Origin of the sequence: Paraburkholderia sp. USG1 (assembly GCF_031570135.1) — a bacterium.
Taxonomy (GTDB): domain Bacteria; phylum Pseudomonadota; class Gammaproteobacteria; order Burkholderiales; family Burkholderiaceae; genus Paraburkholderia; species Paraburkholderia dioscoreae.
Map to the genome: position 1 here is coordinate 1 of NZ_JAMWXW010000059.1, position 14,518 is coordinate 14,518.

The 14,518-nt window shown below is 57.7% G+C and carries 12 protein-coding genes and 1 pseudogene; 10 read left to right on the plus strand and 3 right to left on the minus strand.

Annotation, left to right across the window (positions count from 1 at the left end):
• Window positions 1-293 precede the first annotated feature (293 nt).
• The 10 genes and pseudogenes from NE850_RS38915 (at window position 294) to NE850_RS38960 (ending at window position 12,473) form a co-directional block, all read left to right on the plus strand.
• Entirely contained in the window at window positions 294-548 is a 255-nt protein-coding gene (locus NE850_RS38915; protein WP_310700371.1) for a transposase, read from the plus strand.
• A gap of 286 nt (window positions 549-834) precedes the next feature.
• Complete coding sequence (locus NE850_RS38920) at window positions 835-1,509, plus strand: DJ-1/PfpI family protein (protein WP_310700372.1); 675 nt, start codon at window positions 835-837, stop codon at window positions 1,507-1,509.
• Window positions 1,510-1,633: 124 nt separating this feature from the next.
• Complete coding sequence (locus NE850_RS38925) at window positions 1,634-2,884, plus strand: MFS transporter (protein ID WP_310700373.1); 1,251 nt, start codon at window positions 1,634-1,636, stop codon at window positions 2,882-2,884.
• A gap of 412 nt (window positions 2,885-3,296) precedes the next feature.
• Window positions 3,297-4,115 (plus strand): alpha/beta hydrolase, encoded by an 819-nt coding sequence (locus tag NE850_RS38930; RefSeq protein ID WP_310700374.1) that lies wholly within the window; start codon window positions 3,297-3,299, stop codon window positions 4,113-4,115.
• A 34-nt stretch (window positions 4,116-4,149) separates the two neighbouring features.
• A complete protein-coding gene (locus NE850_RS38935) occupies window positions 4,150-5,334 on the plus strand; it encodes an efflux RND transporter periplasmic adaptor subunit (RefSeq protein ID WP_310700375.1) in 1,185 nt (394 codons plus the stop codon).
• Between the two features lie 26 nt (window positions 5,335-5,360).
• The gene (locus NE850_RS38940; protein ID WP_310700376.1) at window positions 5,361-8,603 is read left to right on the plus strand and encodes an efflux RND transporter permease subunit; all 3,243 of its coding nucleotides are present in this window, start codon (window positions 5,361-5,363) and stop codon (window positions 8,601-8,603) included.
• 7 nt (window positions 8,604-8,610) lie between these two features.
• On the plus strand, window positions 8,611-10,119 hold the full coding sequence (locus NE850_RS38945; protein WP_310700377.1) for an efflux transporter outer membrane subunit: 1,509 nt from the start codon (window positions 8,611-8,613) through the stop codon (window positions 10,117-10,119).
• A gap of 582 nt (window positions 10,120-10,701) precedes the next feature.
• Entirely contained in the window at window positions 10,702-11,910 is a 1,209-nt protein-coding gene (locus tag NE850_RS38950; RefSeq protein WP_310700378.1) for an MFS transporter, read from the plus strand.
• Between the two features lie 272 nt (window positions 11,911-12,182).
• Window positions 12,183-12,251, plus strand: a pseudogene (locus NE850_RS38955) (H-NS family nucleoid-associated regulatory protein); the annotation flags it as partial.
• Window positions 12,252-12,278: 27 nt separating this feature from the next.
• The gene (locus NE850_RS38960) at window positions 12,279-12,473 is read left to right on the plus strand and encodes a hypothetical protein (protein ID WP_310700379.1); all 195 of its coding nucleotides are present in this window, start codon (window positions 12,279-12,281) and stop codon (window positions 12,471-12,473) included.
• A 70-nt stretch (window positions 12,474-12,543) separates the two neighbouring features.
• On the opposite strand, the gene NE850_RS38965 is transcribed toward NE850_RS38960, so the two are convergent.
• From NE850_RS38965 to NE850_RS38975, 3 genes are read right to left on the minus strand one after another with little or no spacing between them, the layout of a single operon-like run.
• Window positions 12,544-12,789, minus strand: a complete 246-nt coding sequence (locus NE850_RS38965) for a hypothetical protein (protein WP_405044930.1) — start codon at window positions 12,787-12,789, stop codon at window positions 12,544-12,546.
• A gap of 10 nt (window positions 12,790-12,799) precedes the next feature.
• Complete coding sequence (locus NE850_RS38970) at window positions 12,800-14,011, minus strand: YaaC family protein (RefSeq protein ID WP_405044931.1); 1,212 nt, start codon at window positions 14,009-14,011, stop codon at window positions 12,800-12,802.
• Between the two features lie 5 nt (window positions 14,012-14,016).
• A complete protein-coding gene (locus tag NE850_RS38975) occupies window positions 14,017-14,322 on the minus strand; it encodes a hypothetical protein (protein WP_310700381.1) in 306 nt (101 codons plus the stop codon).
• Window positions 14,323-14,518: the final 196 nt, after the last annotated feature.

Genomic DNA, 14,518 nt, shown 5'->3' on the forward strand with positions numbered 1-14,518 from the left:
TCACGCGCCTGCCAACACAACTCGCCACTGACATCGACGAGTTGCTGCCTCATCGATGGAAACCTGACGTAGCCGCTCCATAGATTCCGCTCGCGTCGCGCAAGGTGCCTTCACCGGTTGCTTACGAAGGACCGAACTGAATTTAGCCTCATTCAACTGGATAACGCGCGCTGATGATGTTATGCCGCTTCTTGTGTTTCGGGCGGTCGAGCGTGGTCTCTTATGCACTTGCTTTAAAAATGCATCGTTAGCCAGCATGCCGCTGACAAGAAAAAAGGGGATGGCAAGTGAGCTTGAGCGACGAGCAATGGTCACGAGTCAGGACGTTGCTGGAAGCACGTACGGCCCGCAAGGGTCGGCCGCAGACCTCGGCAAGGCGAGTGCTTGAGGGAATTCTATGGGTCCTCGATAACAACGAGAAATGGCATCATCTTCCGGCTACCTTTCCACCGCAGCAGACCTGCTACAACAAGTGGCTTGCATGGAGGAAGTCCGGCGTGTTCGACACCGTGCTCCAGATTCTGGAGCGTGACTTTCCTGCTTCGTGACTGCTCGCAACACCAATGCTCACCTTCAGGAAGCACTTCCCGGCAGGCACAGGAATGGGATTTCCGAACCCTCGCACGGCGGGCACGGACGCGTTTGCACGTCTAAAACATTGGGTAAGCATCCGTTCGCACCCCCGGATAGTTTGCGGATTCTGAAAAGTCAGTTGCCGTTCACCTACTGCCAAAGCTGGCTGGCGAGCCTTAGGCTGAGAGCTCCTGTGGTTCGCTTGCTGTTCAGGCTACGCAGGCGCCCACATAGTTCAGCTCTTCTCCGAAGGGGACATCAATGAAAGTTCTTGCATTCGCCTTTCCAGGCTTCACGTTTGTCGACCTCGCTGGGCCGATGCAGGCCTTCTCCATGCTTCCAGACTACGAAGTGCAGGTGGTCTGGAAGGAGCGCGGCAGCGTGATGTCCGACTGTGGAATCGCAGTAACGGCCTCTCACGATTTCGACAACAGCTGGTCCGAGCCGGACTTGCTGTTCGTGCCGGGCAATACGACAGCGTTGTTCGACCTGCTTGAGGATGAGGAAACCCTTCGTTTCCTGGCAACCCGCGGTGAAAAGGCCCAGTGGATTAGCAGCGTATGCAGCGGCTCGCTTCTGCTCGGCGCTGCAGGCCTGCTCGATGGTTATCGGGCGGCTTCGTACTGGTTTGTCCGTGACGAGCTTGCAAGGTTCGGCGCAACACCTGTCGAGGACCGCGTCGTAATCGACCGGAATCGGCTGACTGGCGGCGGCATGACAGCAGGCATCGACCTTGGCCTCGCAGTACTCGGGCACCTGATGGGAGAAGAAAAGGGAAAGCTGTTTGAGCTCCTTTTTGAGTACGCGCCGCAGCCGCCGTACGGCACGGGGCGTCCCGAGCTTGCATCAAGGGAAACGCTCGAATCTGCACGGGCGTTGTTGCGTCATCTGATGCCTGTTGACCGGCTCGACCGGGTGAAGATGCTTTCGCGTTGAGGTACCGCGCGGGCCGACGGGGCCAGCGACAGCCGGCGCAAAGTCCGCCTTTTACGAATGCCCAAAATTCGTTCACTCCGAGCGCGACTCGCCGATGCCTTGAAACTCTGAAGCAAAAAATCTCATGGATACCAGTGAACTTGTTTCCCCATCCACACAAACTGTGGACAGCCCCACACCCGGTCAAATCTACTCGTCCAAGACCGAACGGTCATCGTGGTTAGCCGTATTCTCGGTTGCGCTTGGGTCATTTGCCTTTGTTGCCACCGAATATCTGCCGGTGGGGTTGCTGCCGCAAATCGCGGCGGATTTGCATGTAACGCCCGGGACAGCCGGTCTGATGGTGACCACGCCCGGCATTATTGCGGCGATATCCGCGCCCGCGCTCTTGTTGGCGGCGGGACGTATCAACCGGCGCCTGATTCTCCTTGCTCTGGCGGCGTTGCTGCTTGCTTCAAACCTTATCGCTGCGACGGCACCTAGTTTTGCACTGATGCTGGTAGGGCGCGCATTCCTGGGCATGAGCCTCGGAGGATTCTGGACGGTCGCGCTCGGCGCCTCGGGACAACTCGTTCGCGAGGAGCACGCCGCGCGTGCAAGTGCGACCATTTTCATGGGTATTACCTTGGCAACGGTGATTGGTGTACCACTAGGTACGCTAATCGCCGAGCTGACGACTTGGCGTATTTCGTTTTTCGCCACAGCTATCCTTGCCGCAGTGGCTCTTTGCGCACAGGCATTGCTGCTGCCGACAATTCCACCGAAGGCGGCGATGAAAGTGAGCGACTTCAGTGCGATGCTTTCGCGCTCCAATGTCCGTCGGAGCCTGTTGCTTGTGGGGCTGCAGTTTGGTGCGCATTTCGCTGCCTACACGTACATCGCGCCATTTCTTGAGCGCAACGCGTCGTTGCCCACCTCATGGATTACCGCTGTGCTGCTGGGCTTTGGTCTTGTTGGCTTCGTGGCAAACTTCGCCGTTTCGGCAGTCGTAACCCGTCACCTCAAAGCGTCGCTATTTGGCTTGGGCGGTCTCATCATGCTCGCAATGTATGCATTGCCGCTCCTCCAAGGCTCCCGGGTAGGGGTTATTGCGGCGGTGATGGTGTGGGGCGTCGCGTATGGTGCTATTCCGTTGTGCCTGAGTGTATGGATGCAACTGACTTCGCCGCACCATCCCGAGGCGGGTTCGTCGCTCTTCGTGAGTACAGTTCAGGTCGCGATTGCGCTCGGGTCGTTAGGGGGCGGCTCGGTCGTCGACCACGTGGGAATCGCGGCGGCAATGCAGTCGGGTGGCTTCCTTGCCCTGCTGAGCCTCGCGGTGATTTTGAGCTTCAGGACACGTGGAATTACCTTGAAGGCGCTGCTCGAGCGGTAGGCACCCCTACACGAACGTGTATCGAAGGACGTCACCGAAGCTAATCCATGTCGAAGGCGTGAGGGATGCCTTCGCATAGTCGGGCAGGCGCTCGCCGTTACGGTAGAGTCTTGCACTACAAAATTCCACGGGTCGCCTTCGACGCGAGCGGGAGCGGAGGAGACCTTGTGTTCGCGCGTACGCGTGTTGTTGTCCTACGAGCTGAATCAGAGAAGTGCCTGAGACGATTCGCGCAGGGCACGGTTGAACGCGGTCGTTAGGACCTGAGTTGACGATTTGTGCTCAAAAATGGGCCTATTGTTGGGTGCGTCTAAATTGTGTTTCGGCGGTGTTCTGATTTATTTATTCCCTTCCAGCGACAAAAATGCATCCATGGTAATTCGACGAGAGCGCGAAAGCGTTTATCCGAAACATGGCAAAGCAGACACAGTCCGGCCTCCTGGTTGAAGACATCCAGATTCTAGGCCATACCCGGCCGATTACAGTACGGACATATCGCCGGTCAGCGCCGGTGAAGGCCGCACCCGTAATCGTCTATCTTCACGGCGGCTCCTTTACGGGCGGCTCGCTCGACGATGCTGACATCGCGGCCGCGACAATTGCAAGCAGCACTCCGGCTTGGGTCGTCTCTGTGGGCTATTCGTTGGCCCCTGAGTTCCCGTTTCCAAACGCGCCTGAGGACGCGTATCGCGCACTTGTGTGGGCCGCAAATCACGCGCGTGACCACCATGCGGACTCACGGCGGATTGGTATTGCAGGGCACGACGCTGGTGGCAATCTCGCGACGTGCGTCGCTGCGATAGCACGAGACCGCGGCGAGGTCAAAGTAAGTGCGCAAGCGCTGCTCGCGCCGTTGCTCGACCCGAGTATGACCCGCCTCGCTGAGAGTCGTAACGCATCAGAAAGTCTCGACATCACGGCTTGCGCAAGCTGCTATCGAGCGTACCTGCCGACGACGATGCAGCGACTTCATCCATACGCTGCGCCGCTCGAATCTCGGCGCCTGCAAGGGTTGCCACCTGCTCTCATAGCCAGCGTCCAGAACGACCAGTTGCACGTCGAAGCGGAGCGCTACGCAAGCGAACTTATCGCTGCTGGCGTGCCGACGGAGGTTACACGATACGTCAACACGTCGCACACGGCGGTTTCTACCCATCCCGAAGCACTTGCTGACCTCGCGGTGTTTTTCCAAAGACGGCTCGCGAAGCAGGTTCCCGAACGCGAATTTTGAACTATCAACTTTGAACTGGAAGCTGGAGATAAACATGGCATTCAACCGAAAGCGCCTTTACGTGGCACTTGCAGCAGCCCTCGCAGTAGGGGCAGCTGGTGTCCTGACGCTACATACCCGTCACAATGTGCTGGTCAAGGATGCGGAAGCGGCAACTGAGAAAGCTCAACCCGCCGCCACCGTCGTCGATGTCGCCCAGGTCGCCGCTTCGACGATTACCGACTACCAGGAATATTCTGGGCACGTTGAGGCGATTGAACACGTCGACGTCCGCCCGCAGGTTCCGGGAACCATCGTTGCGGTGCATTTCAAGGACGGGGCTCTCGTTCACAAGGGCGACCCCCTGTTCACAATCGACCCACGTCCCTATGTCGCCGCGGTAGATAAGGCAGAAGCGCAGTTGGCGGCTGCACAGGCGCAGCAGGGCTATACGTCCACCGACGCAGCCCGCGCCGAACGACTTCTCGCAGACAACGCGATTGCCAAGCGCGATTACGATGAGGCGCAGAACGCGGCACGGGAAGCTGTCGCCAATGTGAAGGGCGCCCAAGCAGCGCTCGAATCCGCCCGTATCGACCTTGGTTACACGAGCGTGACTGCGCCTGTCGATGGTCGTGTATCTCGCGCCGAGCTGACAGTGGGCAACGTGGTGTCGATTGGCGCCAATGCACCTGTCCTGACGTCGCTAGTCTCGGTCAATCCCATCTACGCATCGTTCGATGTAGACGAGCAGACGTACCTGCGCTATCTGGCGCGGGACACGAAGGGAAATGTTCCCGTCGAACTGGGTCTTGCTGATGAAACTGGGTATTCAAGGAAAGGCGTCGTCGTTACGGTCGACAATCAACTGAACACCAGCTCCGGCACCATTCGCGTACGCGGGCGCTTTGACAACACGGATGGGGTACTCCTTCCCGGTCTATATGCGAGAGTGAAAGTGGGGGGCGGCGCTCCACACCCGGCGGTCATGGTTGATGAGGCGGCAATAGGCACCGACCAGGCCAAGAAATATGTGCTCGTCGTAGATTCGCAAAACCGGGTCCAGTATCGAGAAGTCAAACTCGGCGTCGAACACGAAAACTTGCGTGTCGTTGAATCGGGCCTCAAAGCGGGTGAACTCATCGTCGTCAACGGAACGCAGCGAGTGAAGGCGGGTGATGCCGTCCAGCCCAACGTCGTCAAGATGGACGCGACCTCGTCGCAAAAGTCTGGCTCCTGACCTACTAAGCTAACCAGGAAACTGTCATGAATATCTCGAAGTTTTTCATTGACCGGCCAATATTTGCAGGAGTCCTATCTGTATTAATTCTGCTTGGCGGCATCATATCGTTGTTCAAGCTACCGATTTCGGAGTATCCGGAGGTCATCCCGCCGTCGGTGGTCGTTCACGCGCAATATCCTGGAGCAAATCCGAAGGTAATTGCGGAAACGGTTGCGTCGCCAATCGAAGAGCAGATTAACGGCGTCGAGGACATGTTGTACATGCAGTCCCAAGCGACGTCGGATGGGAACCTGACGACCACCGTTACTTTCAAGCTGGGAACTGACCCGGACAAGAACACGCAACTGGTGCAGAACCGTGTAAATCAGGCGCTCCCACGGTTGCCCGAAGACGTGCAACGGCTGGGGGTAACGACCGTCAAATCGTCACCGACATTGACGCTTGTTGTCCACGTTACGTCGCCGAACAACCGATATGACATGACCTATCTGCGCAACTATGCGCTGATTAACATCAAGGACAGGCTCGAGCGCTTGCCCGGTATTGGCGAAGTGCAACTGAAGGGCTCGGGTGATTACTCGATGCGAGTATGGCTCGACCCGCTGAAGGTCTCACAGCGCGGCATGACGGCGACAGATGTGGTCAATGCAATCCGGGAGCAGAACGTCCAGGTCGCCGCGGGCGTTATCGGCTCATCGCCCAGTCTGCCCGGCGTTCCGCTGCAACTGAGTATCAACACGCAAGGTCGCCTTCAAACGGAAGAGCAGTTCCAGGACATCATCCTGAAGACCGCGCCCGATGGAGCGGTCACTCACTTGCGCGACGTTGCGCGCGTTGAAATGGGCGCTTCGGAATATGGTCTTCGCGCGCTCATCGACAACAAGCAGGCCGTTGCTTTGTGGATTTTCCAGCAACCGGGCGCGAACTCGCTGCAGATTTCCGATGCAGTGCGCAAAACGATGAAGGAATTGAATGCTGACATGCCGGCAGGCGTGAGTTATCAGATTGTGTACGACCCAACGCAGTTCGTTCGTTCAAGCATCGAGGCCGTCATTCATACGCTGATTGAGGCTATTGCGCTCGTCGTTCTGGTCGTGATTGTATTTTTGCAAACCTGGCGTGCGTCAATCATTCCGTTGCTCGCGGTACCGGTATCAATCGTCGGGACGTTCTCGCTGCTGCTTGCGTTCGGATTTTCCATCAATGCGCTGTCCCTATTCGGGATGGTACTTGCGATTGGTATCGTCGTTGATGACGCAATCGTGGTTGTGGAGAACGTTGAGCGAAATATCAGTGCAGGATTGAGTGCCAGAGAGGCGACATATCAGGCCATGCGGGAGGTGAGTGGGCCGATTATCGCAATCGCACTGACGCTTGTCGCAGTGTTCGTGCCGTTGGCCTTCATGAGCGGTTTGACGGGGCAATTCTACAAGCAGTTTGCGATGACCATCGCAATTTCGACGGTCATCTCGGCATTCAATTCGTTGACTTTGTCTCCGGCCTTGGCCGCACTTCTGCTCCGTGGTCACGACGAGCCGAAAGACGCGTTGACGCGCGCCATGGACTTGGTGTTTGGCGGGTTCTTCCGGGCGTTCAACAGGGTCTTTCACCGTGGGTCGGAAGCGTACGGCCGCGGTGTTTCGGGCGTCATCGGACACAAGACAGTGATGATGGCGATATATGCCGTGCTGCTGGGTGGCGCGGTCCTGATGGGCAAGGTCGTGCCCGGCGGTTTCGTGCCGGCGCAGGACAAGGAATATCTCGTCTCGTTTGCTCAATTACCGAACGGCGCATCGCTGGACCGCACCGAAGCTGTAATCGAGGAAATGACGGCCATTGCGCGGAAGCAGCCAGGCGTCGAATCTGCGGTGGAGTTTCCAGGTCTGTCGGTCAATGGGTTCGTGAATTCTTCGAGCGCGGGCATTCTCTTCGTCACACTCAAACCGTTCAGCGAACGTAAGGGCCATCCGGAGCTGGCTGCGAATGCGATTGCGGCCAAACTGAATCAGCAATATGCGGGTATTAAGGGCTCGTTCGTCGCCGTGTTCCCGCCGCCGCCGGTGCTCGGGCTTGGGACGCTGGGCGGCTTCAAGATGCAACTTGAGGACCGCGGTGCGTTGGGGTATGAGGCATTGAACGATGCCACCCAGGCATTTATCAAGAAAGCTGCACAGACGCCTGAACTGGGACCGACGTTCTCCAGCTATCAGATTAACGTGCCTCAGGTGAACGTAGACCTCGACCGGGTGAAAGCGAAGCAATTGGGTGTTTCCGTAACAGATGTGTACGACACCATGCAGGTCTACCTTGGCTCGCTGTACGTGAACGACTTCAACCGGTTTGGACGTGTGCTTCAGGTTCGGGTACAGGCAGACGCGCAGTTCCGTGCACATCCTGAGGATATCGGCCTGCTCAAAACACGCAACGCGAACGGCGAGATGGTGCCTCTTTCGTCGCTTGTGAAGGTGACGCCGACGTACGGTCCGGAGACGGTCGTGCGCTACAACGGCTACACGGCCGCTGATATAAACGGAGGACCCGCACCTGGCTACTCGTCGGGACAGGCACAGGCCGCGGCTGAACGTATTGCAGCGGAGACCCTGCCGCGCGGAATCAAGTTTGAGTGGACCGACTTGACCTACCAGCAGATTCTCGCAGGCAATGCCGCGTTGTGGGTGTTCCCAATCAGTGTTCTGCTCGTGTTTCTCGTGTTGGCGGCGCAGTACGAAAGTCTCACATTGCCGCTCGCCGTGATTCTGATTGTGCCGATGAGCTTGCTGTCTGCACTGGTGGGCGTGTGGTTGACCGGCGGTGACAACAACATTTTTACCCAAATCGGACTGATGGTTCTCGTCGGATTGTCGGCAAAGAACGCGATTCTTATTGTGGAATTTGCCAGAGAGCTGGAGATGCAGGGGCATTCCATCGTCCGTGCCGCCATTGAGGCGAGTCGTCTGCGCTTGCGTCCAATTCTGATGACGTCAGTGGCGTTCATCATGGGCGTGGTGCCGCTCGTGCTCTCGAGTGGAGCAGGGTCTGAGATGCGCCATGCGATGGGTGTCGCAGTGTTCTTCGGCATGTTGGGCGTGACGCTCTTCGGTCTCATGCTGATACCCGTGTTCTATGTATTGCTACGCAAGCTCTCGGGCAATGAGCATCTGGTCGACAAGCATGGCAACCACCCGCATATGCATCTCGAACGGGAAGACGAAGCGGCGCCGGCAACGGTTGTGAAGGAAAGGGTCAACGAATCGGTAGAAGCGTGAGGATGCTATGAAAAAGTATGTTTTTAGTCGTTGGACTGGATTGTCGTCATTGGTTGCGTCGCTTCTCGTTGTCGCGGGCTGCTCGTTGGCACCTGCATATAACGGTCCGGCGTCGGGCGACGCGCCTGCCGCTTTCAAGGAGACGTCGTCGGTCGTGAAGGGCGACAACTCTGGAGATAAGGTCGAAGGAACGTGGAAGGTTGCGCAGCCGTCGGAGGAGATTGCGCGTGGCGAGTGGTGGACGGTTTTCGACGATGCTACGCTGAACGACTTTGAACGTAGGGCGCTCGACGCGAACCAGAGTCTGAAAGCAGCGGCCGCGCACGTGAAAGAGTCCAGGGCGATTCAGCAGACTGTGAGAGCCGGACTGTTTCCGACCGTGGACGCAGGCTTTGGTCCGACTCGAGAAAAGGTCTCGCCTGCCTCGCAGTTCCAGCCCGACGGAGGAAGTGTTCCGGCGCAGACATTGTGGCGCGCGCAAGCCACTGAATCGTATGAAGTCGACCTCTTCGGTCGCATCTCCGATTCGGTGCGTGCGGCGACGGCTGATGCGCAACAGAGCGAGGCACTATTTCTGTCGGTCCAGTTGGCGCTGCAGGCGGATGTGGCTCAAAACTATTTCAACCTGCGTGAGCTTGACGCGGAACTCGACGTCTTCAATCGGACAGTCCTGCTCCGGGAGCAGTCATTGAAGCTTGTTCAACGCCGCTATGATGAAGGTCAGATTAGCGAACTTGATGTAGAGCGCGCAAAATCCGAACTCGCGAACGCGAAGTCGGACGAGATGACTGTACAGCGGCTGCGAACGGCGTCGGAGCATAGCCTCGCCGTGTTGCTGGGCCAGCCCCCGGAAACATTCACCATGGCGTCGAACCCGCTGACGCCTGTTGACGTGAAAATTCCGCCCGGCTTACCGTCTGACCTGCTTGAGCGGCGGCCAGACATTGCGGCAGCTGAGCGCGCGATGGCGGCGGCCAACGCGAGAATAGGCGTCGCCAAAGCGGCATACTTCCCGTCACTTACGCTGACCGGGACTGGGGGCTTCGAATCGGCGACGCTGGGTGACCTGTTCAAATGGTCGAGCCGAGCATTCCTATTGGGCCCGCTGGCAGGAACGGCGCTGACGGTGCCGCTGTTTGACGGCGGAAAGCGGAAGGGAAACCTCGCGAATGCACGTGCAACTTTCGACGAAGACGCAGCGAACTACCGCCAGCAGGTTCTAGTCGCCTTCCGGGAAGTTGAGGACAACCTGTCTGAACTGCGTATCTTGGACGACCAGATAAAAACGCAAGATGTGGCTGTTGCGGCGTCCAGCCGCGCGTCGCAGCTTTCCCAGCATCAGTTCGATGAAGGAGCCGTGAACTATCTCGACGTGATTGACGCTCAGCGTACCGCGCTGCAGGCGCGCCGGTCCGCGGTGCAACTGTCCGGTGCGCAAGCCGTTGCGACGGTGAATCTCATCCGGGCGCTTGGCGGTGGCTGGGGTACCACGACTGTCGCGTCGTCCGGGAATTAGTCGTCAGCCTTCGCACCGGTGGCGCTCAACGCCTGAACGGATATAAGAAGTCCGGTGCGCCTGAGTTGGACGTAGCGGCGGGGCTGCTGAACATAATGAGTTGTCGATGAGCAACGGACGGGTAGCTCCTGTGCTGTGGTGGCAAGTCGAAGCCTTTTACCTGCTTTCTGTTCTTAGCCCCCTCACTAGGTCAGGGGGCTAAGACCAATCGGGGTCAGGTATCTGGTCTTGTATGCGCCTGCGAGGATGAGAAAGCATGTTATGCGGCGGCGCCTGTCTGTGTTGCCTCCCTTGGCTGAGACAAAGGGCGAATTAGTCGAGCCTGCAAAGAACACTCTGTGGTTTTGGTCAACAATGCATCGACTGCACGATGGTAGCCTTGTAACCCAAAAATCAGAATTGCCGATTTGCTGAGTTTTACTCATAAGTAGTCGGCTCTGGCGCCGCTTACGTTGGGAGTGGCTGTGGAGACGTCGTCGAATTAACCGACTCAAGAACCTACACCTTCACGAAGTAGTCGCGCGAAGTCATAAGCCCTCGTGTCCTGGCAGTGCAGAATTTTTTGTACACCTTTGGTCAGCAATGAACTCATCTCGCCCACTGAATCGACAAACAAGCTTCTGGGTCTGTGCTGCAATCGTCATGCACACGCTGTGGACCAGCGCTGCACCGGTGCTGACCTATCCCCTCTATGCGGCGCAATGGAATCTGACGCCGACGGTGACCACAGGGATATTTGCGATTTACCCAGCGGTCGTCGTAGCTACGCTGCTTCTCTTCGGTAACGTATCGGATTACGTTGGGGCGCGCGTTCCGATGTTGCTGGGTCTCGCTGCATCGGCGCTGGGTACTTTATTCCTCGCTACAGCTACCCACCTGGAATGGCTTTTCGTGGGCAGAGTGTTCATGGGAGTTGGCGTCGGTCTCTCCGCTGGTCCGGCGACGGCATCGCTGGTCGCGTTCAATCCCAGTGAAAGAATGTCGTTTTCGGCTACGGTCAACGCAGCGTCTCAGGCACTTGGGCTGGGTGCTGCTATGCTGCTTGGAGGTGCTCTTGTTCAATATGCACCGTTTCCAACCCGGCTCAATTTCTGGTTTCTGCTGGTGGTAATCATGACGATTGCATTAGCAGCATGGCGCCTGCCCCGGACTGCGACTCGAAAGTCATTCCGCAGCTGGCGACCCGGGGCTGTAGGGATACCGCGAGACATTCTTCCAACATTCCTCGCGTCGGCGCTGGTGGTAACGACAGCCTACGTGCTGGGCGCAATTACGCTCTCGCTTGGGGGACAGATTGCGAAGCAGGTTGTGGGGTCAAGCAATGCGTTCATCAACGGTGCGGCCATCTCGTTGTTTGCAATATGCAACGGGGCAACCACGATTGGGGCGGGGAACGTCCGGGTAAAGCGCAACATCACCTTGGGGACGGTAAGCTCGGTGGCCGGATTGCTTCTGCTCATGGTTGCTGCGCATGAACGCTCACTTGCCATGTTTCTCGCGTCTTCGACGTTTACGGGCATCGCCTACAGCATGCAATTCCGCGGCGGCCTTGGCCTACTGGTTGAAGCTATGTCAGCCGAACAACGAGGCGCGACCTTGTCGGCCATCTACCTGATTGCGTACCTGTTTCAAGGAGCGGTCGCATTGTCACTTGGAGTGTTGGCGACCGCCCATGGTCTCTCAACGGCGGTTTATGCGGGCGCTCCAGTTGTCGCCGCATTAAGCCTTGCGGGGTTGTTTCTCTGTTCACGACTGGAACCGAGGATTTCGACGGCGGTGTCGGCGAAATAGCCTCTGCTTCCGCTACTTAGGTTATGGCACCACGCGAGCGACTCGGTCGACATGAGATTCAAACGTGATGAAACGGTATGACCGAAGCTGACGGTCGGCGCTGCAGTCCGGTGCGATATCAATATTTGAGCGAGCGGGGCAGCTTTACACGTTAGGTACGACCAGGGTCGTCAATAGGCGACCCTGAGCGCACCAGTCGAACTTGCTCAGCGGGGTAAAGCAATGCCGCGATTCGAGGGTAGGGCGCTCAACCGGCGCTTTACAGTGACCCAAAGAGCGGCGCAACTTGGAGCGGGCGTGGCCGCGCTCCGGCGTGGCTTGTTGGAGCCAAAGACCGGTCCAAGTTTTTGATTGGCGGCGCTGCGTCGGTGGGCGATGCGAAACAGCCGGTCACGAAGGCTGTTGCGAAGAAGGCCCCGACGGCGAAGAAAACTGCTGCCAAGAAGGCCGTGAACTCAAAGGTTCCGGTCAAGAAGGCGCTGGCGAAAAGAGCACCGCGCAAGAGCGTGGCCGTGCCCGCTCCGATGGCCACAGTCGAGCCGAGCGCCGAGTTGACGACCTAAACGTAGTTGTCAAGTGCCCGGTGGACCAACGTTCTTCTGGTTTCACCGGGTACGCCAAGCCGACGACGTTTTATTGCGCCTGTGCTGCTTGACGTTGGGCGGCCTGCTGTTGCGCGTGCTGCTTCGCAAGGTGCCTGCCGACCATGCAGCCACCGACTGCACCAACGACAGCGTGGTGCCCGGCGTAATGCCCGGCGACTCCGCCTACCACCGCGCCCTTGAGGCAGCCTGCGGCGTTTGCCGTGCCTGCCGTTGCGACGGCCAGCGCCGTTGCTATCAACGCGATTCGTATCGGAGCATGTGTTTCGGAAAGGATAGAGCCAAGCCTAGGTCGGACCAAAGATTGACCCAGATTGTACGGCGTACACAGTGTCGCCAGTCATTCGCTCAAGCGCAATCTTCGGCAGCACGTTGTCCACGATGACCAGGTAGTGCTCCAGCAACGAGCGAAGGTGGTCCAGCTTTCCGTCCTCGATTTCATGCCATAAACTAGGCAAATATCGAGTCACTATCGAGAACGCATACAGAATCACGAAGTGCAGAGTAAAAACATCGTCGGTTCCCCAAAAGGGAACCACGACGCTGGAACCGCAATAGCCGGACTTATGCAATGTGAGATGCTGGTGCCAGTGTTCGTGCGCTGGATGTTCAAGTTTCCCAGTTGGAAGCACTTGCCCAGTGAACGGGTCTTTCCTGTCTTCAAAATCCTTGATTGGAAGGTCAAGCGCATTCGCCTGTTCTGCGGTAATTTTGTAACCGACAGGACATATCGCAATGGAAGACGTTGTGTTCAGCGCTGGTGTCAACGTCTTGGCATCGTACAGGCTGCCAATCGTTGATGAACCAATCTGGTCGAGCTGGTGCTCCAGCTCCGAGTCGTGCCGCTTCCCTACGTGAAACGATAGTGGGTACGTGCCGAAGTATTCCTGAGCTACGCTTTGCAATTCCGGAACTCGGCGCAGAAGGTCAGCGAGCGAAACCAGTTGCGCCTGCTCCGCGTCGTTCGACACCTTACGAAGCCTGCGGTCGAACGCAAATTCGTCGATGGGCAACTTTCGCGTCTTGCTGTAGGCAGCGAAGTGCCCAGACTTCATGCAGCCGATGAGGTAGTTCGCCGGAAATCCGTTTGCATCAGCAGCTATCGTGAACAGGCCATGCCCCTGCTCTGTATGTCGCTGTATCGACGGCAATGTGCATGTCTCGTCACCGGCAGCAATCTGCTCGGCTATCGAGACTTGCAGCAACGCATAGTAGCGAGATAGCACACGAGCGTTTAAGCCACCCGATTTGGTCTCCCAGTAGCCGACCGCTGACCGTACGGCCCATGCCATGCCCGCGGCCTTTTCGGTCAGCGCGCCTTCTGGCATCGTCGGCGAGCGGCCAACAATGACCTTCTCGCACAGTTGATGGCTGGTCAGCCGCTTAAGGCGCAGCCAGATAACTTCGGACAGGTTGTCCGCAAAAATATGCTCTGCCTTCATCGGAGGCGTCTCCAGTTTGGTCTTGGCGAACGCTGGCCGCCATTCGAGGGCTGACACGTCACTCAAGACCGCTTCTCGCGGTGCTGAGGAATGCCGCCGTCATAGAGATGCGGTGCGGCCGGTTGCCTGCTATTTTTGCCCTTAGCGGCTTTGACTTCGCGAATCATCCTAAGCTGAAATTCGGCTTCCGATTCAATCCCGAACCAGTTTCTCACATCCGAGCGACTCCACTGCATCGGTCGTTGTCGACGATGACCGGCCACTGGCGGCACGCGCGGATGTCGACGGCGTGCATCCGCCTTAACATTCTTTACGGGACGGGCGAGCCAGGTGGCTAGCTCATCCACGTTGAAGTATTGCTGATGCACTTTGCTCCGCGACTTGCCAACAAATTGATGCCGGCCGCAACGCTGCAGACTTATCGGAACGGCCGGTTGGTCGTAAGCGGCCGGCAAACCCATCTTAACGAATTGAACTAGCGGGTAGGATCCGCTGGCTGCCAGCGATGGGGCAGCAAGGCTGCGATATCGTTAGCCTGGTGGGATGGCAGTCGCGTCAGGACGT